Source organism: Nostoc sp., from assembly GCF_036917815.1.
In the GTDB taxonomy this organism is placed as follows: Bacteria; Cyanobacteriota; Cyanobacteriia; order Cyanobacteriales; family Nostocaceae; genus Nostoc.
The window spans coordinates 1-25,978 of the sequence record NZ_JBALEK010000088.1 but is presented as its reverse complement, the minus strand read 5'-3'; the positions used below and the strand labels follow the sequence as shown (position 1 = coordinate 25,978).

Annotated in this window: 19 protein-coding genes; 14 read left to right on the top strand and 5 right to left on the bottom strand. The window is 42.6% G+C overall.

Annotated elements, in window-relative coordinates:
* Positions 1–310 precede the first annotated feature (310 nt).
* On the top strand, positions 311–1,405 hold the full coding sequence (locus V7K97_RS26565; RefSeq protein WP_334803973.1) for a DUF4350 domain-containing protein: 1,095 nt from the start codon (positions 311–313) through the stop codon (positions 1,403–1,405).
* Between the two features lie 244 nt (positions 1,406–1,649).
* Positions 1,650–2,600 (top strand): AAA family ATPase, encoded by a 951-nt coding sequence (locus V7K97_RS26560; RefSeq protein WP_334803972.1) that lies wholly within the window; start codon positions 1,650–1,652, stop codon positions 2,598–2,600.
* Between the two features lie 270 nt (positions 2,601–2,870).
* Here the strand turns inward: V7K97_RS26560 and V7K97_RS26555 are convergent, their stop codons facing one another.
* Entirely contained in the window at positions 2,871–4,025 is a 1,155-nt protein-coding gene (locus tag V7K97_RS26555) for an iron-containing alcohol dehydrogenase (protein WP_334803971.1), read from the bottom strand.
* A 640-nt stretch (positions 4,026–4,665) separates the two neighbouring features.
* On the opposite strand from V7K97_RS26555, the gene V7K97_RS26550 reads away from it, so the two are divergent.
* On the top strand, positions 4,666–5,463 hold the full coding sequence (locus V7K97_RS26550) for a sulfite exporter TauE/SafE family protein (RefSeq protein ID WP_334803970.1): 798 nt from the start codon (positions 4,666–4,668) through the stop codon (positions 5,461–5,463).
* A 13-nt stretch (positions 5,464–5,476) separates the two neighbouring features.
* Here V7K97_RS26550 and V7K97_RS26545 read toward each other — a convergent pair whose 3' ends face one another.
* Positions 5,477–6,154 carry a cadmium resistance transporter gene (locus V7K97_RS26545; protein ID WP_334803969.1) on the bottom strand — a complete coding sequence of 226 codons (678 nt, stop codon included), beginning with the start codon at positions 6,152–6,154 and terminating at the stop codon, positions 5,477–5,479.
* A 209-nt stretch (positions 6,155–6,363) separates the two neighbouring features.
* Between V7K97_RS26545 and V7K97_RS26540 the strand changes: the two genes are divergently transcribed.
* Positions 6,364–7,071, top strand: a complete 708-nt coding sequence (locus V7K97_RS26540) for a cadmium resistance transporter (protein ID WP_334803968.1) — start codon at positions 6,364–6,366, stop codon at positions 7,069–7,071.
* Positions 7,072–7,300: 229 nt separating this feature from the next.
* Here the strand turns inward: V7K97_RS26540 and V7K97_RS26535 are convergent, their stop codons facing one another.
* Positions 7,301–7,687 carry a hypothetical protein gene (locus tag V7K97_RS26535; RefSeq protein WP_334803967.1) on the bottom strand — a complete coding sequence of 129 codons (387 nt, stop codon included), beginning with the start codon at positions 7,685–7,687 and terminating at the stop codon, positions 7,301–7,303.
* 388 nt (positions 7,688–8,075) lie between these two features.
* Between V7K97_RS26535 and V7K97_RS26530 the strand changes: the two genes are divergently transcribed.
* Positions 8,076–9,980 carry a chloride channel protein gene (locus V7K97_RS26530; RefSeq protein ID WP_334803966.1) on the top strand — a complete coding sequence of 635 codons (1,905 nt, stop codon included), beginning with the start codon at positions 8,076–8,078 and terminating at the stop codon, positions 9,978–9,980.
* Positions 9,981–10,094: 114 nt separating this feature from the next.
* Here V7K97_RS26530 and V7K97_RS26525 read toward each other — a convergent pair whose 3' ends face one another.
* Entirely contained in the window at positions 10,095–10,508 is a 414-nt protein-coding gene (locus V7K97_RS26525) for an AbrB family transcriptional regulator (protein ID WP_334803965.1), read from the bottom strand.
* A gap of 457 nt (positions 10,509–10,965) precedes the next feature.
* Between V7K97_RS26525 and V7K97_RS26520 the strand changes: the two genes are divergently transcribed.
* From V7K97_RS26520 to V7K97_RS26500, 5 genes are all read left to right on the top strand, one after another.
* The gene (locus V7K97_RS26520) at positions 10,966–11,406 is read left to right on the top strand and encodes an Rrf2 family transcriptional regulator (RefSeq protein WP_334803964.1); all 441 of its coding nucleotides are present in this window, start codon (positions 10,966–10,968) and stop codon (positions 11,404–11,406) included.
* A gap of 57 nt (positions 11,407–11,463) precedes the next feature.
* Positions 11,464–12,438 (top strand): adenosylcobinamide-phosphate synthase CbiB, encoded by a 975-nt coding sequence (cbiB, locus tag V7K97_RS26515; RefSeq protein ID WP_334803963.1) that lies wholly within the window; start codon positions 11,464–11,466, stop codon positions 12,436–12,438.
* Between the two features lie 138 nt (positions 12,439–12,576).
* On the top strand, positions 12,577–13,113 hold the full coding sequence (gene pyrR, locus V7K97_RS26510) for a bifunctional pyr operon transcriptional regulator/uracil phosphoribosyltransferase PyrR (protein WP_334803962.1): 537 nt from the start codon (positions 12,577–12,579) through the stop codon (positions 13,111–13,113).
* Between the two features lie 530 nt (positions 13,114–13,643).
* Positions 13,644–14,909, top strand: coding sequence for a DUF4912 domain-containing protein (locus V7K97_RS26505; protein WP_334803961.1), 1,266 nt, complete (start codon positions 13,644–13,646; stop codon positions 14,907–14,909).
* A gap of 385 nt (positions 14,910–15,294) precedes the next feature.
* Complete coding sequence (locus V7K97_RS26500; RefSeq protein ID WP_334803960.1) at positions 15,295–16,221, top strand: phosphodiester glycosidase family protein; 927 nt, start codon at positions 15,295–15,297, stop codon at positions 16,219–16,221.
* A gap of 230 nt (positions 16,222–16,451) precedes the next feature.
* On the opposite strand, the gene V7K97_RS26495 is transcribed toward V7K97_RS26500, so the two are convergent.
* On the bottom strand, positions 16,452–16,766 hold the full coding sequence (locus V7K97_RS26495; protein ID WP_334803959.1) for a hypothetical protein: 315 nt from the start codon (positions 16,764–16,766) through the stop codon (positions 16,452–16,454).
* A gap of 519 nt (positions 16,767–17,285) precedes the next feature.
* Between V7K97_RS26495 and V7K97_RS26490 the strand changes: the two genes are divergently transcribed.
* From V7K97_RS26490 to V7K97_RS26475, 4 genes are all read left to right on the top strand, one after another.
* The gene (locus tag V7K97_RS26490; RefSeq protein ID WP_334803991.1) at positions 17,286–21,530 is read left to right on the top strand and encodes an ATP-binding protein; all 4,245 of its coding nucleotides are present in this window, start codon (positions 17,286–17,288) and stop codon (positions 21,528–21,530) included.
* 612 nt (positions 21,531–22,142) lie between these two features.
* Positions 22,143–24,353: an EAL domain-containing protein gene (locus V7K97_RS26485; RefSeq protein WP_334803958.1), complete on the top strand. Its 2,211-nt coding sequence runs from the start codon at positions 22,143–22,145 to the stop codon at positions 24,351–24,353.
* A gap of 71 nt (positions 24,354–24,424) precedes the next feature.
* On the top strand, positions 24,425–24,679 hold the full coding sequence (locus V7K97_RS26480; RefSeq protein WP_334803957.1) for a hypothetical protein: 255 nt from the start codon (positions 24,425–24,427) through the stop codon (positions 24,677–24,679).
* Between the two features lie 113 nt (positions 24,680–24,792).
* Positions 24,793–25,413, top strand: coding sequence for a hypothetical protein (locus tag V7K97_RS26475; RefSeq protein WP_334803956.1), 621 nt, complete (start codon positions 24,793–24,795; stop codon positions 25,411–25,413).
* Positions 25,414–25,978: the final 565 nt, after the last annotated feature.

Sequence of the window (25,978 nt, the reverse complement as noted above, 5' to 3'; positions counted from 1 at the left end):
AGGCTGAACGTTAACACGTGAAGCAATCGTTAGGATTCATTGAAATAACTTGTACGGTTTGTTACCACAGGTGTTTTAATCCAGGGTTTCAGAAAGTTAATTATATTTTTGACTTTACCTGAAAAATAAGTAAGTATTAACACTATAGCGGTTCTCGCTTGGATGCAATACAGTTTGACCTCTCTCCTAAAAGGAGAGAGGCTTTGAATATTACTCCCCAACGCTACAAGGGTTGGGGCTGGGGGTTAGGTCTGTATTGCACTCAACTGAGAACCGCTATAGTGATACTCAAAGGCAATAAAAGTCGAAAATGAAACGTTCAAATCGCCTTGCCTGGATGGGAGCGATCGCACTCGTTGCGATGGTTTTACTTAGTTTGTTCGCGGCTCCCAATAATACTAAACTTAACATTGGCTCTACTTATAACCGCGCTCCTGATGGCTATGGTGCTTGGTATGCTTTTATGCAACAGCAGGGAATTTCGATCAAGCGCTGGCAAAAGCCTTTTAGTGATATTCAGCCAGAGAATAGCCCAGTTACCTTCCTACAGGTAGGCGGCTATCCAAGGGAAACGAGCCTGGATAGTCAAGAGCGTGAATGGGTAGAAAAAGGGAATACTTTGGTAATTTTGGGTACGGGGGCGCGAGTTACAGAAGCGAAGTTTAGCACTATGCAAAAATCTCCCCAAGGTGATATCAAAATTGATACACGTAGACGATATAAAAAAGCTAACACCAAGCAAGTTAATTTAGGCGATCGCTTTGGTGCTATTGTCTGGGAAGAAAATTACAAACAAGGAAAGGTAATTTTTTCTACCACTCCTTATTTAGCCGCCAATGCCTACCAAGATTATTTAAGTAATTTCAAGTATCTAGCCAGTTTAGTAACCGAAAAAAATCACACAGTATTTGTCGATGAATACATCCACGGCTATAAAGATGCTGATGTCAGAAAGAAAGAAAGCGAAGGAAATTTATTTAGCTTTTTTGCGAAAACTCCTTTATTTCCAATATTAATCCAGGTAGCTATCCTGCTATTAGTGCTAACTTGGGCGCAGAATCGCCGCTTTGGTAAGCCAGTGGCTTTAGATATACCAGTTGTAGATAATAGTGAGGCATATATCCAAGCTTTAGCGGGAGTGTTGCAGAAAGCTGATACCACCGACTTTGTTGTAGAGATGGTGGGTAAACAAGAACAACTACAACTCCAAAAAGCCCTGGGATTAGGGCAAGTACTTTTAGAACGTCAAGCCTTAATAAATTTTTGGATAGAAAAAACAGGTGCAAGTGCAGCAGAACTAGATGCAGTTTTAAAGCTACAATCTCGCAAACAACCTATCAGTGAACGAGACCTGTTAAGCTGGTTGGGGAAATGGCGAACCATTAGACTAATTCGTAATTCGTAATTAATTAGGACTTACGCAAAATATCTCTCAAACTCTTATTTCTCCGTGTCGCGCCAGTCGCTACAACGGGGAGGCAGCGCGGTCTTGGGGGTTTCCCCCATGAGTGACTGCCGTGGGAACCCCCGCAACGCGCTGGCTTCTCTGCGCCTCTGTGGTTCGTTATTCCGTAATTCTTGTGTAAGTCCTATTAATTTTTTGGAATTATGTATAGTATTTCTGCGTTAGTTATTTATCAATAAAAAATATGAGCGAAACCCATCCTATCTTAATTCGTCTTGGTCAAAGTCTTAATCAAGTAATTGTCGGACAATCTAGCCTAATACAGCAACTCTTAGTAGCACTGCTAGCGGGTGGACACGTAATTTTGGAAGGAGTACCGGGAACTGGTAAAACCCTCCTCGTAAAAGTGTTGGCGCAGTTAATTCAAGGGGAGTTTCGGCGGATTCAATTAACACCAGATGTTTTACCTTCAGATATTACTGGTACAAATATTTTTGACTTGAATAGCCGCAACTTCACTTTGAAAAAAGGGCCAATATTTACCGAAGTGCTGCTAGCAGACGAAATCAATCGGACTCCTCCCAAGACACAAGCGGCGCTACTGGAAGCGATGGAAGAGATGCAGGTAACGCTGGATGGTGAAAGTTTACCCTTACCCGATTTATTTTGGGTGATTGCAACCCAAAATCCTCTGGAATTTGAGGGTACTTATCCCTTACCAGAGGCGCAGTTGGACAGATTTTTATTTAAGCTGGTGGTAGATTACCCCGATCAAGCTGCCGAAAAGCAAATGTTACTCAATCGTCAGGCGGGTTTTGCAGCACGGCGTTTGGATATTAGCCGTTTGAAACCAATCGCCACAGTAGACGATATTTTGCAAGCACGACAAGCAGCCAAAGAAGTTAAAGTATCAGAAGCGATCGTTGATTATTTGTTGGCGTTGGTGAGAACATCGCGTCAATATCCTGATTTAACTTTGGGCGCATCGCCTCGCGCCGCCGGTGCTTGGTTGCAGACATCTCAAGCCCTAGCGTGGTTAGCTGGAAGGGATTTTGTCACGCCAGATGATGTGAAAGCAGTTGCATCACCGTTGCTACGTCATCGCCTGATTTTGAAACCAGAAGCCATGCTGGATGGTTTACAAATGGATGCAGTAATTGCGTCGGTAATTAATCAAGTACCAGTTCCCAGGTGAAAAAATTCTTTGTCAGGTTATATTAAACAGGACTTACGCAAACAATAGCCGAAACCCTTATTTTCATGTAGGGGCAATTCATGAATTGCCCCTACAGCGTTTACTTTTGCGTCAGTCCTATTAAACTAAACTCTTCCTACCACCCAATACGCTTGGGTTAAGGGCTACTGGCAACAATTTTTGGTTTTCGAGACGCGATAAATCGCCGTCTCTACAAGTGTTTTGTTGCTCATTCTGAACTGTATTGTCTCACCATCTACTTCCCACTTCTTACGCCGAGAGAGTTAAAATCTGCTCGATTATCTGAGAATTAACATCTTTATATTCGCCCAAAGCTACAGTACCGCGATTTTCAAAACGCTCAATAATTACAGGAATGGTATCAAGTCCAACGCCGTAATCAGACAAGTGTGTGGGTACACCAACAGACTCGAAGAAATTACGAGTTTTAGCGATCGCTTCAGTAACCCGTGCTTCTTCACTACCATCGACAATCCCCCAAACTCTCTCGCCATACTGTAAGAGTTTTTGCCATTTGCGATCGCGCCTAATTGTTAGGGTGTTAGGTAGCACAATCGCCAAAGTTTGAGCATGATCCAAACCATGCAGTGCTGTCAATTCATGCCCAATCATGTGAGTTGCCCAATCCTGGGGTACTCCTGCACCAATTAACCCATTAAGTGCTAACGTCGCAGACCACATCACATTCGCCCGTGCATCGTAATCTTCGGGATTCGCCAGGGTTTTTGGCCCCTCCTCAATCAGCGTTTTCAAAATTGATTCAGCCATCCGGTCTTGTAGTGGCGCATTGACTGGATAAGTCAAATACTGTTCCATCACATGGGTATAAGCATCGACAATTCCATTGCTAATTTGCCGCACAGGTAGGGAAAAAGTTGTTTCCGGGTCGAGAACAGAAAAACGCGGAAACACCAAAGGACTGCTGAAAGGTAGTTTTTCTTGGGTTTCCCATTTAGTGACAACCGAGTTCGTATTCATTTCTGAGCCGGTTGCTGGTAAAGTCAAAACTGTACCAAAGGGCAAAGCAGCGTTTACAGGTGCATTCTTGGCGAGGATGTCCCAAGGATCACCAATAAAGGGAGCCGCAACAGCAATAAACTTAGTGCCATCAAGAACTGAACCGCCACCTACCGCAAGTAGAAAGTCTATGCCCTCATTCCGCACTAATTCAACCGCTTTTAATAGGGTTTCTAGATGAGGATTGGGTTCGATTCCACCAAATTCCACTACATTCCGTCCAGCCAATGCAGACTTCACCTGTTCATACACCCCGTTAGTTTTGATGCTACCCCCACCGTAAGTAATAAGAATTTTGGCATCAGCAGGAATTTCAGCAGCAATATTGGCGATTTGACCTTTGCCAAACAGGATTTTGACTGGGTTGTAAAAAACAAAATTTTTCATGAGTGAATAGAGAAGAGAATCGGATTTGACCTTGATTATTCTAATTAGTTTTGGTATTTCCTCACCTAAGCTTGTTAGTCACTAGATATGGAACGGCTTACCAATTTCAGTAAATTGCCAAGTTTTCCTCAAGAGCGATCGCAAGTATGGGTAAATCTCGCAATCCGAGACTTCTTGCATAAATCAAAAAAAGAACCCCACCCCGCCTTTAACTTACGTCAAAGTCTCCCCTCCCCGCTTGCTCTTAGGGGGGTGGGGTGTTAGGGGACTTTTGCAAATCGGATAAGGTTTTTTGATGACACGCCGCTAATCGCAAAGACGCGATAAATCGCCGTCTTTACAATAATCAGTCTTTTGTCTTGACGGCGATTTATCACGTCTCTTGCCTTAACCGAACCGTATGAGTAAATCTCGTACTCATTTAGGTATTTTTTTTAGCAACCATTTCCCATAAATCTCCAGTCCTACGGAGGATTATCCAGATAATCGAGCGATATACAAAGCAAATACGCTGGACGTTTAATCATGTTTACGAGTAAAATACGGTAAGTGCATCGTCTTACGGGCTTTTCTATCTCAAGCCTTTCCCCTGCTCCTTGCCTCTTCGTTGAACTGATCGTACTTAAAACCCCCAAAGAGTATGCACTATTTATTACTACCGCTCTTAAGCTTTTTTGTTGGCATTATCGTTGGTTTGACGGGAATTGGCGGAGCTTCTCTCATCACCCCAATGTTGATTTTTGTCTTTCAGGTTCCGCCTTCGGTCGCTGTGAGTTCTGATGTTGTGGCTGCCACATTGATGAAGATTGTTGGCAGCGTCAAGCATTGGGAACAGAAAACCCTTGACACAGAAGTTGTTAAATGGCTGGCATTCGGCAGTGTTCCCGGCTCACTGTTGGGCGTGGGAATTTTGCACTTCATTAAAAGTACAGGTGAGTATAACCTGGATAACATCTTGCTGCGTTTACTTGGCGGGATGATTTTGCTAGTCACAGTGTTAGCACTAGTGCAATTGCTGTTATTGACTTTTTTCCCCAAATTTAATTTACCCGAACTGCCAAAGTTAGACTTAGAAACTAACTTTGGTCGCTTCTTAACAATTACTTTGGGAGCAATTTTAGGCTGTTTGGTTGGTCTAACTAGCGTCTCATCAGGTTCAATGTTTGCCCTAGTGCTGATTGGGTTTTTCCGCCTTGATGCCCGGAAGTTAGTGGGTACAGATATTTCACACGCAGCAATTTTACTACTGTTTACAGCCCTCGGTCATCTCAGCCTGGGAACAGTTGATTGGAATCTGGTACTACCTATATGGATAGGTTCTGTTCCAGGGGTGTTACTAGGTGCTAAAGTCTGCCAAATAGCTCCCCAGCGCCCGTTACGGTTTATTATTTACGCCATTTTGATGATGGTGAGTTGGAAATTAGTTCATCAGGTGTAACCAAATTGAGATTTTAGCTCCCAAATCTACCATTCAAAATGGAAGGTAGTAGAGTGAATGTACCTCGCTCATACATAATGAACAGACCCAAGCCAATTAACACAAAAGGTACGATAGCTTCACCGTAGCGACTTAAAATATTGCCAATGGTAGGTTGACGGCTTAAAAAATAAGCGATCGCACACCAAATCCCTACCATGATAAAAAATATACCTAGAATTACTCCCAAGCTGGCAAGATCGTGACCAGCGAATAAGGGAATATATATACTAATATTGTCACCACCATTAGCGATCGTTACTGCTGCCACTTTATAGGTTTGGGGATGCAAAACACTCAAAACAAAGGCCAATACTGGGTTAGTAGGTGTGGACTGACTAAAATCACTGCTGACTGTCTGAACTGTTGTAGTTTCTTCTTTTCTAGATAGTAATTGCTGAATACCAATTACTATTGGTAGCAATCCTAGCAATCCTATCCATTCTCGCTGTACAACCAAACCACCAAAAAATCCTGGTAAGCTGGCGATGATAATGGCTGCAAAACCCAGATATTGACCGAGTAAGATATGCCGGGGGCGAAAATTAACATTTACCTGTGAAAAAAATATTAACAAGATAATCATGTCATCTATGTTAGTGGCTATGAAGGCAACGATCGCTTCACTGAAGGTTGTCCCTAACTTACTCATGCTGGATTTTTAGAACCTACGATTTACCACCATACCAAATTAACCAATTCGTAATTCGTAATGACGCTATAGCGGTTCCCATTCAGATGCGGTACAACATTATATCGCTAGGTGTAGGGGCACGGCAGTGCCGTGCCCTAAAGGAGTGTACCTAACTAGGTCGAGAAACGCTATACCCACAGTCGCTAACATAACTATCAATTACAAATATGAACGAGTTACTTACTGCAATTACTACAGGGGCGATCGCGTTCATTGCCACTAACATTGATGATATTGTCATTTTATTGTTGTTTTTTTCTCAAATAAATGCTAAATTTCACCCACGGCATATAGTTGCTGGTCAGTTTTCCGGTTTTACGGTTTTGTTAATTCTTAGTCTTCCTGGTTTATTTGGTGGGTTAGTTTTATCAAAAAGCTGGATGGGATTACTTGGTTTACTCCCAGTATCCATAGGTATCAGTAGTTTAGTGAATCGGGAAGAAGATTCGTCAAAAGAAGTTGTAGCTACAACAGAAGAAGCTGAAGCATCAACAATTACTAATTTTTTTTCTCCCCAAGCTTATAGTGTGGCAGCCGTTACCATTGCCAATGGTAGCGATAATATTAGTGTCTACGTGCCTTTATTTGCTAGCAGCAATTTAGAGAGTTTTGTGGTAATTATCGGATTATTTTTTTTATTGTTAGGAGTTTGGTGCTACGCTGCATACAAATTAACTAAGAACAGAGTTATAGCTGATGTATTAACTCGCTACGTTAATAATCTTGTGCCTTTTGTTCTGATAGGATTAGGCGCTTATATTGTATTAAAAAGCGAAGCTTTAAACTTAATCAAGCTAGCTGCTAGTTGTGTCTGTTTAATTATTTTGGTGAAAAATAATGAAAGTGCGGATGAAATTGGCGAAAATTCTAAGTGAATAATAAAAGGTTTGTATTGAGCCGTTCACCGTTCACTACGAGCCAATTTAATTTGATTTACCTACTTATGGGAAGAGAGAAGGGATTGAACTAATCAGCGATCAGTCTAGCGGACACAATGTAAAACTGTGGCCTATTTGGGTAAATAAGACACAGTTTCACCGGAGTATTTAGTTATAATATTACAAAAAATCAAAGTAAAATTTGATTTATGTCCAAGTAATCCATTTACTGAGATTTGTTTCCTGGTTCATTAACTGTCTCTGTTGTGGGAAAAATTTGGCGATCGCAGTTAGTCCTTTGTTGGGTTAAGGCGATCGCACTAAAGAAAATGGCACTACCTACAGCCAAGGCTACCATAGGACGCTTGAGTAAGACAAAATCTCTGATCATCCTCGCTAAAGGTCGGCTTTGCCGACGTAGCGCCGAAGACATCATCAATTGTCTCCAAGTAAACGGATCGCGGACATAATGACCGCTTTGGCAAACTACTAGCCGTTCCTGGCAATAGGGACAGCAAAACAAGCCCATGCGCGTTTTAATTGGTTTGGGTCTACCATTCCTTTGGCAAATTGGGCAAGTAACATAATGATTATCAAAGGTGTGTATATTCATTTACCTCGTCCGCCTAGTCCATTTACTCGCTCTATAACAATAGCTATATTGAATTCGGATCAATGTATGGTCGCATCACGAGTATAGCTAGATTTAGGCAAGGATGACTCCTAGTTAATGTTTGCAGGTGCATCCACCCAGCCCACAAAAACTCTGTTGTCTCTAAAAATCACTCGCACCTCACTAGCGTCGGCATCGCTGACCCTTAATTAATAATTGTCTCCTATTTAACCATTCTGCCCACAAAAATTTTGCACAATGACATTTTTTACTAAAGCTTTGTAAATCAAGCAAATAAAGTCTACTTGTCTGGTTGCTAAATAATGGCTCACAATGATAAATAACAGATAAAAATTTAAATTTTTTCTTACATTTACCCCGCCTCTCAATGACTCTCTTGCCTCCCACTCAACTGAGGAAGGTAAGGTCACAACCTGCCTTTCCTACACCTTCCGCTCGTTTAGCTCACTTAATTAATCGTTTTCAACCATCTCCAGAAACGGTTGTGCTATTTTTAGCCATACTTATTGGGGGTGGCGCTGGTATGGGTGTAGTCACCTTTCACTATTTAATCCAGCTGATTCACCAGTTGATGCTGGAAAATTTAATGGGCCAAATCGGTGTTTGGGGTGCTTGGACTTTAGCCTGCGTTCCCACCCTTGGCGGATTAATCGTCGGCTTGATGCGCTGGCGCACTCAAGACTTTGGCCCGGGACTTTCATCTCTCATCGCCGCCTCTCAAGGAACAGAAATTAAGCAACCACTACGACCGGTGACAAAAATGCTAGCCGCATCTGTTTCTTTAGGGAGTGGTGCTTCTTTGGGACCAGAGGGGCCAAGTGTAGAAATTGGTGCCAATTTTGGGATGTTGTTCTCTGTGATCCTCAATGTATCTCAAGAACGACAACGTTTGCTCTTAGGTGCTGGCGCGGCGGCTGGACTTGCGGCTGGATTTAATGCTCCCATCGCTGGAGTATTTTTTGCCCTAGAGGTGGTGATGGGAGCTACATCTTTCGCCACTTCTGCTGTGAGTGTGGTGCTGTTAGCGTCGGTGGTAGCAGCACTAATTGCCCAAATTGGTTTGGGGACACAACCTGCTTTTGATTTACCTGTTTACCAAGTCCGCAGTCCTTTGGAATTACCCCTTTATCTGGGCTTAGGTTTAGGGGCTAGTCTAGTTTCTCTGGCTTATACAGAAGCAATTCGTTTAGCCAAAGCCTGCTTTGCTGGGAAGGTTCCAGGTTTTGCCTTTTTGGGGCGAATTCCTGAACCGATTCATCCAATTATTGGCGGTGTGATTATTGGCGCAGTTGCTTTACACTTCCCGCAAATTCTGGGCGTTGGTTATGAAACTGTAGAAGCAATGCTTCAGGATGTGGAATTTCCACTCTACCTGTTAGTTGTGCTGTTGGTGGTGAAACTACTGATGACTGCAATTAGTGCAGGTAGTGGTTTCGTCGGCGGTTTGTTTGCACCAGCAATGTTTTTAGGTGCTTCTTTTGGTTTAGCTTACGCCAAAATTTTGGCTGTGGCATTCCCGGCTATTTGCGATCAAATGGCGGCTCCCCCAGCTTACGCAATGGTAGGAATGGCAGCTGTACTGGCTGCTAGTGTCAGAGCGCCATTAACGGCTATTTTAATGCTGTTTGAATTAACCCGCGACTATCGCATTGTTTTACCATTGATGGCAGCAGTAGGTTTGAGTGTTTGGCTAGTAGAAAGGATTAAACCAACTTTTAACTCTAACTCTAATCTACAACAAATTGGTCTTTCAGAATTGAAAGATGAACAAGCGGAAATCGTGCAGCAAATTTTGGTAGAAGATGCTATGTACCCCTGTCCAAAAAAGCTACTTGCAAGCCTTGGGGTGTTAGATGCAGCTGTAGAAATGACCCGCGATCGCGTCCGCAGTGCTTTAGTAATTGATGAAGCAGAGCAATTAGTTGGTATACTTTCTCTGGAAGATATCAACCGTGCCCTTGCTCTTTGGCAAACTTACCCAAATTCCTTAACTGAAATTCCAGATAATTTATCCAGTCAAACCCTTATAGATATTTGCACTACTGAAATCCTCTATGCATGGCAAGATGAACTATTATCTGAAGCTTTAGACCGCATGAGTCTTCGAGGTTTGCATCAATTACCAGTGGTAGCACGAGATAAACCCGATCGCATTTTGGGTTTACTAGAAAAAGAGCAAATTGCATTAACGTGTAATTTAGCAGTTACGCGCAAAGCACTTCGCCATTATTTACCAGTCTTACCCACCACAGATATAGTCATTAGTCATTAGTCACTTGTACTGAGCGTAGTCGTTGGCGCAGCCTCTCGTAGAGAAGTATTGGTTATTGGTCATTGGTCATTGGTTTTCACAAAGGACAAATGACAATTGACTAATGACCATTTATTAAGCTGTAGCGTCTATGGCTTCATCGCCTTCCCGATCTTCTGGATCTACCTGTCTCAGACGAATGTGTTTTTTGCCTAAAGTGATCAGAAACTCATCTCCTGGTTGAAGATTCATCTGCTTTGTATAAGCTGAACCTATAAGTAAGTTCCCATTTGATTGCACACTAATTCTATAGCTAGCACTACGTCCACCACGCCCATTAGCACTGGGTGTACTGTCCAACTGAATGCCTTCTGCATCAATTAGGGCATTCAAGAACTTCATCATATTGACGCGCTCTATACCGTTTTTGGTAATGGTGTAGTAGCCGCACTTCTTGGCTTTGTCTTCTTTGCTCTCGCTCTCTAGCTCTTTGACTTTTTTGAGCAGTTCTTCACCCAGTAGGGGTTCAATTTTTTTCAGTTTAGGCATCAACTTAGGTCGAAAATGAATGTTTGAAGTGTTGGAATCGATTTTATTTTAGCTGAGGTTGAGCTAATAGGAACATAATCCTTTAGTTTTGATCTCAACCTAGCCAAGTATATTACACTCAGATGCACAATTGTTATGTCATTACCAATATTGTCAAGACAATCTATTTTAGAAAATCCTGGCAATGCTGATAACTATATATAGTTTGTGAATTACTGCTAAACTATATAAGTTTTAAGTTTTCTAAACTAACGCTCAAAAGGTTGTCTAGTTACTGAAGATGATAATTGAGTCATAGAATGATAAGCAAAACTGATCCTTAGTCAAAAGTCAAGAGAAGGCAATGTGGTCTTCTCCCTTGGCGCTAGGTTCTCCCCAAGTAGAGCAACTGATGTTCAAGGGTCAATATTTGGACTCTGGAAAATTGACTATTGACTAAACAACAAAGCTTACCAAAATGAAACTGACTACCAGAGGACACTATAGCGTGAAGGCGTTGCTAGATTTAAGTTTACAGCCAAGATATGGCCCTGCATCTGTGAGAGCGATCGCCAAACGCCAAGATATCCCAGCTCCTTACCTCGAAAAACTACTAATAGAAATGCGTCGGGCATCTTTAGTCAAATCAATTCGTGGTAGCATCGGCGGATACCAATTGGCAAGAGAGCCAGCACAAATATCTATAGGACAAATTTTAGAAGCAGTTGGCGAGACTAGCCATTTACCCCATCACACCCCAGCACCCGCACAAGCTGAAGATTGGGTAACATTTAGCCTCTGGCAGAGACTCAACCAAAAGCTCAAAGAAGCTTTATACAGCATTACTTTGGCAGACCTTTATTACGATGCTCGTAGCTGGCAAGCTTCCCTTGGAGAAGAGGCTAGTTTTGTGGTTTAGTCAAGAGTCAATAGTCTAAATGTTGACCCTTGATTTTTAACCCTTGACTCGTGAGTTATGACTAATAATATCTATATCTTAATAATTGCGGCATTTTTAGATTATTTAATTGGCGATCCTTGGGATTGGCCTCATCCAGTGCAAGTGATGGGCTGGGTAATTTCTCGCCTAACCAAATTTTTTCTCCAATTGTGTCAAAATTCTCTAACACAACGCCTAGCTGGAATTGTGCTAGGGATTATCTTAATAATTGGTAGCGGCCTTGTTGGCTTTTTGATGATTAAAATTGCCAGATTGGTTCATCCACTGTTGGGAATTGCAATAGATAGCATTCTTTTGGCTAGTTGTTTTGCTGGTAGAAGTTTGCGAGCAGCAGCAGAGGCTGTTTTACAACCTTTAAGAGCAGGAGATTTGGGGGAGGCTCGGAAGATTTTAAGTAATTATGTTGGTAGAGATACACAAAACCTCTCACAAGCAGAAATATCACGAGCCGTTTTAGAAACAGTTGCAGAAAATGCCACCGATGGGGTAATGGCTCCGCTTTTTTATGCAATTGTTGGTGTCTTTATCCCAGTTGTCGGGGCAACTCCCTTGGCTTTAGCATACAAAGCTAGCAGTACCCTTGATTCAATGGTGGGCTACCGAGAAGCACCCTATACTTATTTGGGATGGTTCTGTGCGCGGTTAGAAGATTGTTTGACTTGGCTACCTTGTCGGTTAACAGTTGTGACTCTGGCGCTGTTATCGGGTAAACCGATGCACCTTTGGCAAATTTGTCGTCGGGATGCAATTAACGATCCTAGTCCCAATTCTGGGTGGAGTGAGTGCGCCTATGCTGCTTTTTTGGGTGTGCAGCTGGGGGGTACAAATTGGTATCGTGGGGTAGCAAAGTACAAACCACTGCTGGGAGATGCTATCTATCCCATTACTGCAAGTTCTATTCAGAATGCTTTACAGCTGACTCGATATTGTTTTTTGCTATGGTTAGGAATAGCGATCGCTATATTCTTAATACTTTCAAACAGGGAGTAGGGAGTACGGAATAGGGAATAGGTGATTAGAATTCTCATATTTCCCACTCCCCACTCCCCACTCCCCACTCCCCACTCCCCACTCCCCACTCCCCAATTTCTAATATGATTCATCACTCAGGGATATCAGTCTATAACTATGTCTGCCAAAGTCGTTGAAATTCTCTCATCCGAAGAAATCCGTCGTACCTTGACTCGCCTTGCGTCTCAAATTGTGGAAAGGACGCGTGATTTGTCTCAACTGGTACTTATTGGTATTTATACCAGGGGTGTGTTGTTAGCCGAATTGTTGGCGCGTCAGATTGAGATGCTGGAAGGTGTAGCTGTGTCAGTCGGCGCTTTGGATATTACATTTTATCGAGATGACCTTGACAAAATTGGCTTGCGGACTCCAACCAAAAGCGAAATTCCTTTTGACCTGACAGGGAAAACCGTTGTACTAGTGGATGATGTGATTTTCAAAGGACGGACAATTCGCGCTGCTTTGAACGCAGTCAACGATTACGGTAGACCAGAGGTGATTCGTTTAGCTGTATTAGTAGATAGGGGTCATCGAGAATTACCAATCCACCCAGATTTTATTGGCAAGAAGTTGCCTACAGCTAAAGAAGAAATTGTCAAAGTTTACTTACAAAATTCCGATGGACGAGATGCAGTGGAGTTGATTAGTCATTAGGGATTGGGGATTGGGCACTTGTACTGAGCGTACCCCTCCGGGGATCTTGCTACGCGTAGCGTCTCCAAGAGTTGTCGTTGGCGCAGCCTAAGAAGAGAAGTATTGGGCATTGAGTAGATTACAGTTTTTGGCTAACCCACAACCTCATGTCATGGAAGCCTGATATTGGGGCGCGATCGCAACATCAACTTAGCGACTAATGTTATGAAAACATGACATTACGATCCCGGAAGGGCTGATAAATCCGTGAAACAGGTAAAAAACCTACTTTTACCCCTTGATCCCTAGATATGCTTAGTGGTTAATATTGACTTAACAAACAGGAATCCTTCGATCCCAAAGAAATGCTAATTTTGGCATAACCAGGAATTGAAAGGATGTTACCTCAATTTAAAAACAGATTAAAAACTTAAAAACTGGGCAAAACCAGGAGTCAGGATAATAAATTCATCTGGAGTGGATGAGATTTTATATAGCATTCTTTAACCAGGGGAAATCATTTACCGCTTAAACTACTGGAGGCCAAATTAATGGCAAAAGAACGCCCACCACTAGAAGAGATGACCTTACGCCAACTACGCAAAGTTGCTAGTGAATATAGCATCTCTCGCTATAGCCGAATGCGTAAATCACAATTACTGGCATCAATTCAAGAAGTCCAGCGCAGTAAAACTTTACTCAGTCCATCTCGTTCATTGGAGGCACAAGAAACCGTGGAAGCTGCAAAGTTTGAATTAGGTCAGGAAGATCGGACTGGTGGATCTTTAGCTGATGTTGATGAAGGACTGGCAGATTTGCCCTCTGGCTATGGTGACAGCCGAATTGTACTCTTACCGCGCGATCCTCAGTGGGCTTACACTTACTGGGATATTCCCAATGAACACAAAGAAGAACTGCGGCGCCAAGGGGGACAACAACTCGCACTAAGGATTTATGATGTCACCGACATCAATATAGAATACCAAAGCCCCCACAGCATTCAAGAATATCCTGCTGACGAACTAGCAAGAGAATGGTATATACCAGTTCCAGTTAGCGATCGCGATTATGTGATCGATATTGGCTATCGTGCTGCTGATGGTCGCTGGTTGGTACTCGCTCGTTCTACGAGAGTACACATTCCTCCCGTCTATCCTTCTGACTGGATAGAGGATGTCTTCATCACCGTCAACTTTGAAGAAGATTTGCGTGGTAAGACTCAGTACGAACTAGTTCCCCCTGCCAAGAAAATTGCAGTTACCGCCAATGGTAATGCTGTAGTGAATGGTAACAGCAACGGCAACAGCAACCCCATCTATGATGAAATATTTGGTTTAGCAGAATCTGCCGAATCGCTAAGGGTTGCTGGTTCTATCTTCGGCTCCCAACAAGGTGCAGCGCGTCCCGAACAAACTCTCAGCTCCTATATTTTCCCATCTGGTGTGGGTCTGTGGGCAGCTCCCAACGTGTCTGGCTTAACTGCTTCCGGTGTCGGAATGTCAGGTGTTGGCTTCTCGGCTTCCGCCATACCAATGCGTCCGCGCCAGTTCTGGTTAATTGCTGATGCTGAGTTGATCGTTTACGGTGCAACCGAACCCGATGCTACCGTAACCATTGGTGGCCGTCCAATTCAGCTAAATCCAGATGGGACATTCCGCTTCCAGATGTCCTTCCAGGATGGTTTAATTGACTATCCGATTTTGGCTGTAGCTGCTGATGGTGAACAAACTCGGTCAATTCAAATGAAATTTAATCGTGAGACACCATCTCGGAATACTAACACCAAAGAAGAAGCTGTTTTAGAATGGTTCCCTTAAGCTTTAGCTTTGAGGTTAGCTCCAAACTGAAATTTTAAATTATTCCCCGCTATAGTAATTCTGTAGCGGTTTTTTTGCATTAAGTTCAATAGGTAAGAATAAATCAAACTATAGGATTACTATTTGATTTTTGAACAACACGTAGGGTGTGTTATCGCCGAGAGTACGGCACCATTTTCAAGGGTTTAGTGCGTTAGACTAAAGTCAGAACGCACCCGACAAATACTTAATTTTTTTCAGAAATCAAACCGGATTACTATAGCATTTCCCAAGCTAGTAAGGTACACCCGTAGGGGCAATTCATGAATTGCCCCTACGGATGTACCTCACGTGAACGAGAACCGCTATACTACAAACCTTTAATTATTTACGTCCCCTTATTTATATGCATACAAAAAAATTATTTTTGTTATTTATCTGGATAATTGGCGCAAGCTTTTTATCAGGTTGTCAAAAGATTGAAGCAAATTCAGTCTCAAAAGCATCTAAAACTTGCCCTGGCAAAGATGCTAATTTCAGTATTGATTTTTTTAAAACCAATAATCAAGGTCAAAAAAATCAAAGAGGTATTAACAATGTAATAATTTTTAATCCCAAATCAGCAGAATTAGATTTCAAAGTTAATGTTGGTCTATCTCATAAACTCTATGCCAAAGATGCTACGGGGAAACTGCGTAGAGAATATGTAGCAAAGCAGTTTCATGAACTCATCGGTAATGAGAATGCCAAATTAAACGGACGGCTACCCATTGCCGCAATTAATGCCGATTATATAGGTACTGATGATAAACCACAAGGCTTAAATGTTTCTCGTGGTGTAGAGTATTCAGGAGCATTTAAAAATAAGCGTTCTTCCTTTGGGATATCAGGAGGTACACCCAACCAGCGACAGGCTACTATCCAAACTGGCAGAAGAAAAAGCGATATTCTCAATTACAATTTAGTGGGCGGTAATGGCAGATTCTATCGTCAGGGTAAGTTTAAAAATATTTGTCAAGATTTGGGAGAATTTGCTTGTAAAAATGCTAAAAATCGCTCTCTGGCAGCTATCACTAATCAAGGCTATGTAATTTTATTAGTTAATGACTTGAAAGCTAATTCCGATATAGACTTATCTCAACTTAATCAAGAGTTACTACCAGATATGTTTGATAATGTCCTAGAAGGCATTGCTAGTAATAACTGTTTAGGTAAGATTCAACAAGGGATTTTATTTGATGGAGGGATGTCTCCAGGATTGTATTACAACCAGAAAACTTATGTAGAGAACCTTGGACCGATTGGTTCAGTTTTTTTGATTTACAAAAAATAAACCAGGAGTTACGTCGCTTTGCTCCGAATTCAAAATTCAAAATTCAAAATTCAAAATGAATACAGCGTAAGTTGCAAAAAAATTGTAGGTTGGGTGGAGGCTTTGCCAAAGCCAACATCCTGATAATCAGTTGGGTTGCGCTCCGCTCCACCCAACCTACGTCTAATGCACTATTTTAGCCTAGTTTCAAAGAACCTCTAAGACTATATCTAATTATATCTGGCGAAATTTTAGAGTACAGACTCTTTAACTTTTTGCGAATTCTCAAGCTTGTTTGGATTCACCCAACGATTGACAAATTCCTTGTTATGTTTGTAGACCTTGATTTGCACTTGCTTGGAACTTAATTTGACTACTTCGGCGGGAATTCTTTGGACATCGCTAGAATCCGCACGAGGCTTGTAAAGCCAAATGACTTTTTGCCCAATTTCAAAGTAATTAGGATTGCTGGTTAAAGAAGGTGTACTTTCTGCCCAAGAGGGGAAAGCAACTGCTAAGTTGATCAAAAGTACTAAGACCACTAGACTGATTTGGAAAAGTTTCATGATCATTGCACTTGTCTTGGGTCTGCTGGGGCAATCAATCTGCTGCTCTATCATTTAGCTATAGCCTTTTGCTGTATTAATCGCAAACCAAGTTTGTATTTGTTCAAAGTTAAAATCTCTACTGATTTCAGGATAAAGCAACTTGTGGAATAAAATCAAATATTCTTATTTCTTAAAACGATAAATTGAATTGATGATGCAGGTGAAAAAAGTTGTCATGGTCTGACTTGAGATCACAATCTCTATCTCAGGATTAATAGACGCAAAAGAATACTCTGTCGTAAAAATTGATAATAATATATAGTGCTTTATCAGCTTTGAACTATATGCTTCAGAGTGGAAGCTCACTTGCGGCAAAGCAACCTAATATTGACAAACTAGTTCGTGCCCTGCGGTAAGAGAATGTCTCGGTTAAAAGTATCAGTAAGCTTTGTCAGAAACCCCACTGCTAAAGCCGAGGGCTTGAAAACGACCCCAGATGTAGCCTATAACCGACACATGACCAATCGAAAGGAATTAATGAAGAACGAGTCAACGTCAGCAAGCAACGCCGACGTAAATTTCCTTCTTGGCGGGGGTGAAATGGGTGCTAGGATGCGAGAACAGGACTGGTCAAAAACGTCCCTTGGTTCGACCCAGCACTGGCCACAGAGTTTGAAGACTGCTGTACGGATTATGCTAACTTCTCGTCAAGCCATGTTTGTTTGGTGGGGCGAGGAACTGATTAACCTTTACAATGATGCTTACAAGGCTATTATTGGCGGTAAACATCCAGAAGCACTTGGGCAGCCAGCTTCTTATGTGTGGCGGGAAATATGGGATCAGGTTGGGCCTAGAGCCGAATTAGTAATGCTGAATAACGAGGGGACTTACGATGAAGCGTTGCTGCTGATTATGGAGCGCAACGGCTACCCCGAGGAAACCTATTATACTTTTTCATATAGTCCGGTTCCTAATGATCAGGGAGACACAGGTGGGATCATCTGCGCCAACACAGAAGACACCCAGAGGATCATCGGTGAGCGTCAGTTGACACTGTTGCGCGAACTAGCGGCGAGGACGGCAGACGCGCGGACATTCGATCAAGCCTGTACGCTAAGTGCGAGTTGTCTGGAAAGCAACCCTTACGATCTACCTTTTGCAATGATTTATCTGGTTGATCAAGATAAGCAGGAAGTTTTTTTGGCTGGAACGTGCCGCATCGGGCAAAATCATGTAGCAGTTCCTGAAATCGTGGCTCTCGATTCTGATTGCGTTTGGCCTTTTGCGGAAGTGATCAGAACCCATCAGCCAAAACTGATTTCTAATTTGGAAGTGTATTTTAATAGTTTACCTTGTGGTGCTTGGCAGCGATCGCCTCATCAAGCGATCGCAGTACCCATTGCTCCATCAGGTCAAACGGGAAAAGCTGGTATATTAATTGCGGGTTTGAACCCCTTTAGGCTATTCGATGATAACTATAAAGGATTCATCGATTTAGTTGCGGCTCAAATTGCAGCCAGTATTGCCAACGCCCAAGCTTACGAGGAAGAACGCAAACGCGCTGAAGCCTTGGCAGAAATCGACCGCGCGAAAACGGTCTTCTTCAGCAACGTTAGCCACGAGTTCCGTACCCCGCTTACCCTGATGTTGGGGCCATTAGAGGAAACCTTAATCAATTGTGCAACTCTGCTTCCAGTCAAGGAACGAGAGCAGTTAGAAATGGTGCAACGCAACGGACTGCGGCTGCTGAAACTAGTGAACAGTCTCCTAGACTTCTCACGCATTGAAGCCGGACGGGTTCAAGCTTCTTATGAACCCACCAATCTGGCTACCTTCACCGCAGAACTAGCTAGTGTATTTCGTTCGGCGATAGAACGGGCAGGGATGCAGTTATCAGTTAATTGTCCTTCCCTTCCAGCACCAGTATATGTAGATCGGGAGATGTGGGAAAAGATTGTTCTTAACTTGCTCTCCAATGCCTTCAAGTTTACGATCGCTGGAGAAATTACAGTCAGTTTGCAGTCTTCAAACGACCATATTGAATTCACAGTCAAAGACACAGGAATTGGTATTCCAGCCGAAGAAATCCCCCGCCTTTTTGAACGATTCCATCGGATCAAAGGGGCGCAAGGACGAACTTTTGAAGGGTCAGGAATTGGATTGTCACTGGTGCAAGAATTAGTACAAATGCATGGTGGAACAGTGGATGTCACCAGTGTTTTAGGAGCAGGTAGTTGCTTTACTGTGTCAATTCCAACAGGATATGCTCATTTGCCTCCAGACCGGATTAGTGCCGCTAGAACTTTAGCTTCAACCGCATTAGGGGCAACACCCTATTTAGAAGAAGCTGTGCGTTGGCTACCATCAGAGGGGAGTGGGGAATGGGAAGTGGGGAATAGGGAAATGGCATCTTCATCCCCTACTCCCTACTCCCTACTCCCTACTCCCTCTGCCCGAATTCTCCTGGCTGACGACAACGCAGATATGCGCGATTACGTCAGGCGGTTATTAAATCAGCAGTATGAGGTGGAATCAGTAGCCGATGGTTTAGCTGCTTTGGATTCGGCTCGTGGGCGTGTCCCAGACTTGATACTGACAGATGTGATGATGCCTGGATTAGATGGCTTTGGATTGCTGCAAGCATTACGAGCTGATCCGCAGACGCAAAAAGTTCCAATCATCCTGTTGTCGGCGCGGGCGGGGGAAGAGGCACGGGTGGAAGGGTTAGAAGCGGGAGCCGATGATTATCTGATTAAACCATTCTCTGCCCGTGAATTGTTGGCACGGGTAGAAGCAGCCCTAAAAATGGCTCGTCTTCGCCAGGAGGCAATGGAACGCGAGCAGGAGTTGCGAATTGAAGCTGAGATCGCCAAAGCACACCTAGAGACTGTATTAGCTGGCATTCAAGACCAGTTTTATGTGTTGGATCGAGAGTGGCGTTATACCTTTGTCAATCAACAGGTAGCAGCAGTTGTTGGTATCCAAAAGGAAGATTTGCTAGGTAGGATCATTTGGGAAGTGTTTCCAGATGTGGTCAATAGCGAGTTTTATACTCAGATTCATCGAGCGAACGCCCAACAAACTGTTGTTCAGTTTGAATACTTTTATCCTACTTGGCAGCGCTGGTTTGAGAATCGCGTCTACCCCTTTGCAGAAGGAGTAAGCATTTTTACTACAGAGATTAGCGATCGCAAACAGGCGGAGAAAGCACTTCGTGAAAGCGAAGAAAAGTTCCGCAACATGGCTGACAATGCCCCCTTCATGGTTTGGGTTACTAATGCTGATAGCTACTGCACCTACCTCAGTCAAAGCTGGTACAACTTTACGGGTCAGAGCGAGGAAACGGGTTTGGGATTTGGCTGGTTAAATACCGTGCATCCAGAGGACAGGAATGACGTTAGGAATGTTTTTCTGGAAGCTACCAAGAGCTACTCGGCTTTCCGTTTGGAGTACCGCTTGCAGCGCAAAGATGGCGAATATCGCTTTTGCCTCGATGCGGCTAATCCCTGGTTTGGGGTAGACGGTCAGTTTAAAGGTTACATTGGCTCAGTGATTGACATTACAGAACGCAAAGTTGCAGAAGCCGAACGCCATCGCCTCCTGGAACTTGAGCAAGCTGCCAGAACTGAAGCCGAAAGAGCTAACCGGATTAAAGACGAATTTTTGGCGGTGCTTTCCCATGAATTGCGATCGCCTCTCAATCCCATTCTGGGTTGGGCGAGACTTTTGCAGACTCGTGAGTTTGATGCAGCAGCCCTGAAGAAGGCGATCGCAACCATCGAACGGAATGCTAAATTACAAGCCCAACTAATTGAAGATTTGCTTGATGTTTCTCGAATCTTACAAGGCAAGCTCAACCTAAAGATGTTTCCTGTCAACCTAGTATTTGTAATTGAGGGGGGATTGGAAACAGTACGTTTGGCAGCAGAAGCTAAAAATATTCAAATTCAGACAATGCTAGATGCTTCTTTCGGGCAAGTTTTGGGTGATTCCGGTCGTTTACAACAAGTCTTCTGGAATCTCTTATCGAATGCCGTTAAATTCACTCCTGAAGGCGGAAAAATTGATATTCAACTAGAGCGCGTTGACACTCAAGCTCAAATTACCGTCAGCGATACAGGTAAAGGGATCAGCCCTGACTTTCTCCCTTATGTATTTGAATATTTTCGTCAGGCTGACGGCACGACAACCCGAAAATTTGGTGGTTTGGGGTTAGGGTTAGCAATTGTCCGTCATTTGCTCGAATTACATGGCGGCACAATTTCGGCAGAAAGTTTAGGTGAAGGACAAGGAGCCATTTTCAGAGTCAGGCTACCGTTAATTAAAAAAGATTTAACCCGAAAACAAGATATAAATATTGCTGCATTAAATCCTTCTTCTGCGACTGAAATTCTTGCAGGTATCCAAATTTTAGTTGTGGATGACGACGATGATACCCGTGAATTCCACACATTTGTGCTAGAACAGGCGGGAGCAAGGGTAATTGCTGTAGCATCAGCAAAAGAAGCACTGCAAGTATTAATAGAGTCAGAACCAGATATGCTGCTCAGTGATATTGGGATGCCAGAGATAGATGGCTATATGCTGATGCGCCAAGTTAAAGCATTGCAGGCAAAGCAAGTCAAACAGATTCCCGCGATCGCTTTAACTGCTTATGCAGGAGAAATCAACCAGCAACAAGCACTCGAATCAGGGTTTCAAAAGCACCTATCAAAACCCGTCGAACCAGAGGAGTTAGTCAAGGCAATTGCAACTATAATTGGCAGAAGTGGGAATGGCTGAGTGTTCGGCTGCTGTGTATTGACCTATATATAGGACTAGTATTTGATTTTTGAAAAAATATGTAGGGTGCGTTAGCGATAGCGTAACGCACCAAATCCTTAAGAATGGTGCGTTACGCGAAACGCTAACACACCCTACATATACTGAGATATTTTCAGAAATCAAATATGATTCCTATAGCAATCCTAAATGAGTTGTGAAAATGCGCGATGTCCAGATCCCCGACTTCTTCGAGAAGTCGGGGATCTAATATTTCACGAACGATTTAGGATTGCTATAGATTTAGAGATATTAAACCCTTTAATTTATGATAAATTGATCATTCATGAATTGCCTCTACAATATGTACTTTTGCCTAAGTCCTATCTTTATTTTGTAACTTAAATTGTTGATATAACTCTTCATTATTTTGCTTGACCGCATAAAACATATCGGCAATTACTTGAGTCTTTAGTATAAATTTTAGTATGTGTTGGTGAGCCACCGACTCAACTAAATTACTCAGTTTAGTTAACTCATCAAATCTTCATGTATTTGAAGTGTAGTTTATCTTTTACAGTAACAATAGTGGGAATAATAAAGTAAATTGTATTCAGCAAATTAGTTAGCTATATGAGCCAAATATGTCCTATCTCCAAAACCTGTGCTTGTCGCAATATTGCACGTTGCCGGACTAAGGAGGCAGGCAGGCTCTTTCTCTGGTTCCCCGTTCCCCATACCCTGAAAAAAGTCACCTCTTACCTACAGCAGTTTACCCTTGAGTATGAACTGATGCACGAGCGACCAGGTTTAAGTTTGAACTGTAAACCTGGAGAGTCTCTAGAAATTGCCCGTAACTTGGCGAAACTACTTGCACCAAGAGAATTAAAAGAGACCCAAGTCCTTTTTATTCGGGGCAATATCCAACCTCAACTCCATGATTTTAGTGATATAGCCTCATTACAACGCTTCATTAAATTCAACCAATCCGACTGGCTGGTTGAAATGCTAGCAACGGAACGATTCACCAGTTACTTCCAACCAATTGTCTCAATCAACGATACATCGCAGATTTTTGGATATGAATCGCTCTTACGGGGACTGGACGAAGAAGGCAATTTACTACTACCGACAGCAATTCTGGAGTTAGCAACCGAAGCCGGACTTCTACCAGAACTCGACCAAGTTGCTCGCCTCAGCACAATCACTCAATTCAGCCGCCATCAAGTGAGTGGGCATATCTTCATCAATTTTGCACCAACGTCACTTTATGACCCAGTTTTTTGCCTACGTAGTACGGTAGAGGCAATTGATACTGCCGGCATTTCCCACGATCGCGTTGTTTTTGAAGTTGTGGAGTCAGACAATCCTCAAGATTTAGCCCACCTCAAGACAGTGCTGCAATACTACCGGGATGGTGGGTTTTTAGTCGCTCTTGATGACCTTGGTTCTGGCTATTCCAGCCTAAACTTGCTGCATCAGTTACGTCCAGACTTTATCAAGCTGGATATGGAGTTAATTCGAGATGTGCATCAAGACCTTTACAAAGCTTCGATTACCGAGAAGCTTCTAGAGATTACTCAAAAGCTAAACATCCAGACCGTTGCTGAAGGAATTGAGTGCATTGAGGAACTGAACTGGCTGCGAGAACGAGGTGCAAATCTTGCTCAAGGCTATTTGATTGGTAAACCCAGTGCAGTGCCTATGACTACAACCCCTCACTTTGATCCGATCGCATTAACTGTAGCATCGACAAATTCTCAGGTAGTTGAGCAGGTTCAAAACCGAAGCGAACCTGAGCGAATTGTCGCGGCGGTAACACAGCGCATTCGACAATCGTTGGAGTTAGAGGAGATTTTACAAACCACAGCAGCCGAAGTGCGACAACTGTTTGAAGTAGACCGAGTGCTGATTTACCAGTTTGAGCCAGACTGGAGTGGGTTAGTTGCTGTAGAATCCTTAGCAGAAGGGTGCATGTCCATTCTTGGTTTTCACGTTATGGACACGTGCTTTCAATCTAGCCGTGCAGCTTACTATCAACAAGGTAACACCAGAGCGATCGAAGATATTGAAATTGCGGGATTATCGCCGTGTCATATTGACCTCCTCCAGAGTCTGCAAATCCGGGCAAATCTTGTCGTACCCATTTTGCAGCAAGAGCGTTTGTGGGGACTATTGATCGCTCATCAATGCCGTAGTAGCAGACAATGGCAGCAATCGGAGATTAACTTATTTAACCAGTTAGCAGGTCAAGCTGCGATCGCTATTCAGCAATCAGAACTTTACCATCAATTACAACAAGCAAACCAAGAATTACAGCGCCTTGCCTGTTCGGATGGTCTAACCCAAGTAGGAAATCGACGTTGCTTTGATGACACGTTAAAGACACAGTGGCAACGATTGGCACGAGAGCAAGGCTCCCTATCTTTGATTTTGTGTGATGTCGATTACTTTAAGCTCTACAACGATACGCATGGACATCTGGCAGGAGATGATGCACTTAGACAGGTTGCCAAGGCAATATCTCAGACAGTGAAACACCCCGCAGATTTAGTTGCTCGTTATGGTGGAGAAGAGTTTGCAGTCATTTTGCCGAATACTGATATCAAAAGAGCTATTGCAATTGCAAGAGATATTCAGACCAATGTTAGTGCATTACATCTGCCTCATCCCCATTCTGATGTCAGTGAATTTATCACCCTAAGTCTTGGTGTGGCAACTATCACACCTCATAGCCAATTATCTCCTGCAACCTTAATTGCTGCTGCTGACCAGGGACTCTACCAGGCAAAAGCACAAGGAAGAAATTGTGTGGTGCAGATGGATTGTGAGGATGCTGATTGAATAATTACTAATTTATAATTCATAATTAAAGACACTGTACAGCTTGCAAGATCCCCTTTCCAATCATCTGTATGATTAAAGGCGTTGGTGGAAGTGTTAAAACTAAATTTACTTTAGAGTTTGTTCAACAAAAAGCAATACAACTTAAAAATGCGTGTTTGCCTCTGAATATGATTGATTTAGGTGGCAAAATTGATGACGAAAATAAATTAATTGCATTTTATGCTACTCATGGGTTAATTTTATTTAGGGATATTACGCAAATTACTTCTGGCTTCAGGTTTTATATAGTTTGCAGTTTACATAACCGAAAGCTTTTATGGTGACAAGTTCTCAAGAGGTTGCATTACAGGTTGTTCAACAGGCGATCGATCGCACAGTTTAAATATCGCTAAACTGGAAATTGAGCAACTGTATAAATTTTCTTCAGGATGGCAATATGGCTTTCAGTAGTTACAAAACTATCGGTGAAGTTCTCAAAGCATTTCAAACTACTTATACTGAATCAAATTTCATCGGTGAAGCTGAGTTCAATATTCCTGATTACTTCCGAGAAGACTTAGAAACGGTAATGCGGGAAGGAGTAGTGGATAACTCAGAGTTTGCCATTTGCGAAAACTTGATTTACCCAGTTTTGAAGGAAATTTGGAAGAAATACAGTAGCAAGTTTACTTTATGGAGTCATCAGTCATTAAATTATGACGAAAAATTATCAGGATTTCCTGAATATATTTTAGCTAAACGCTCTCCTTTAGGCAAAGTTGTATTTGACAAGCCATACTTCATTTTAGTAGAAGCAAAGCAAGATAATTTTGAAGCTGGTTGGGCACAATGTCTGGCAGAAATGATTGCTGCACAGAGATTAAATGATGAATTGAGAATCACGATCTTTGGTATTGTTTCTAATGGCGATCGCTGGCAATTTGGCAAGCTAAAGGATGAAATATTTACTAGAAATATCACATTTTACTCTATTCAAGAGCTAGATAAATTATTTTCTGCTGTCAATTACGTATTTCAACAGTGTGAATTGCAGCTAAATAATCTGGTGACTGCTTAACTAATCCTCGGAAGAGGACAAAAAGAGACAATATTCTTCCCCTAAAGGGGATGGAAAATGATTACAATATTTGACGTTGTTATAGCAATTAGCGATACCAAAAGCAGCTACAACCACTAGGCGCAAAACGGAACCACAGCCAGAATTTCCCCCCTTATATCATGTCCGCATAATTAGTTATGCTAACCACAGTCATTACACCCCACCCCCAACCCCTAAGAGCTTGCGGGGAGGGGAGACAAAGCATAGCTTTGGCGGGGTGGGGTTCTTCGGGTTTAATAAGTAATCAAGCGGACATGATATTACTTCCCACATGGGCAGATGACACTGAACTGGTGGGATTAGTATTTGATCTTGAGCCAACCACTTCCACTTCCCTCTACTCCATGCTTGGTTTCTTGACCAAGTAAGGCAATTACAGCAATTTTCAGGTAATTGAACCACAAACTAAGTTAGAATGAAGAGATAACATTGTATGAATAAATGCCAGTATCTTACTCAAAGGATTTGCGTGAGCGTGTGATTAAGGCGTGGGAAGGGAAAGAAGGCTCTCAACGCCAGTTGT